This is a genomic window from Luedemannella flava (genome assembly GCF_039528515.1).
GTDB lineage: Bacteria > Actinomycetota > Actinomycetes > Mycobacteriales > Micromonosporaceae > Luedemannella > Luedemannella flava.
Genome location: NZ_BAAALT010000112.1, coordinates 1 through 1265, shown reverse-complemented (window position 1 = coordinate 1265; position 1265 = coordinate 1). Strand labels below are relative to the sequence as shown.

Sequence of the window (1265 nt, the reverse complement as noted above, 5' to 3'; positions counted from 1 at the left end):
CAATAGCGATGCCCATGATGTTGTTTCGCATCAGCGAAGCTTCTTTCTACCGTTTCTGCTCGTCGCCGATAGAGCTTTTTACCCCAGTCGCTCAACCTTATCGCATTAGCGTTTTCTACGCTTGATTGCCAAACATGTCGTGTAATTACTTTTGTTTGATTTTTACTCGCGGTACATTGGCTTCTGACTGGACAGCTTTCACATTTGTTCGCGTCGGAATGGTAATGACGATAACCCGTCCGGCTCGTTGTTTTATAGATTAGGGTTTCACCTTGCGGGCAAACATAGGTATCTGTATCGGGTTGGTATTGATATTCACGCTTGGCAAAGTAACCTTTCTTTTTACTTGGTCTACGGTAACCAAGCACGCCTACTAATTGCCTTTCTTCCAGATTATGGCACACCGCTGCGGTGAAGTAGCCTGCGTCCAACCCCACGGCTATTGGATTTAGTTCAAAAGTATCGAGCGTTCGGTCGAGCCGACTGATGATGGGTTGTGAATCATGGACATTGCCTGCGGTTGCATGCGTATCAACAATAATACCGTGTTTGCCATCCACAATTCGATGGTCAAGGTAGAAGAACCCTTGCGGCTTTTCATCCCGTACCATAAACCCGCTTTCTGGGTCCGTGCGACTGACTTTGGTGGGTTTTGTGCAAGGCGTTTCATCCTTACACTTCAGGGGCTTTTTTCCTTCATCCTCCCGGTCTTGCAGTACCGCTTCGTTCAGTTGCTCTACATACACCGAGGGGCTGACTTTTAAGTCTTCGATGTCATAGCGCTTTTTATTCGCATTGGCTTTTAGGTGTGTGCTGTCAGCAAACAAGCTATAGCCACCAATCAACTTTTGTTTCATCGCTTGGCGCACTATCGTATCAAAGATAGATTGATAAATGCTGCTGTCTTTGAAGCGCTTAATACGGTTTTGGCTTAACGTTGAATGGTGAATAACGTCTTCAGTTAGTCCCATCCCCAAGAACCAACGATACGCGACATTAACTTGGATTTCCTTAATCAAGCGACGCTCACTTGGAATGCCAAATAAGTAACCGAGGAATAAGATTTTAAACATCCGCACTGGGTCAACCGCAGGGCGGCCATTGTTTTTACAATAAAGATGGGCGACTTCATCACGTATGAATTCAAAATCAATCGCTAGGTCAATCAAACGCACTAAATGGTCTTTAGGAACGAGTTGGTCAATGGCGACCATTTCCAATTCGAGTTGCTGAGGGGTTTTGTCTTTAAGCATGGTGAACTCTCG

Annotated in this window: 1 protein-coding gene; it reads right to left on the bottom strand. The window is 45.5% G+C overall.

The features are described 5' to 3' along the window. Nucleotides 1-1253: IS1182 family transposase (locus ABD211_RS19065; RefSeq protein ID WP_344133443.1), on the bottom strand; the 1253-nt coding region annotated here is incomplete at its 3' end. Nucleotides 1254-1265 lie beyond the last annotated feature (12 nt).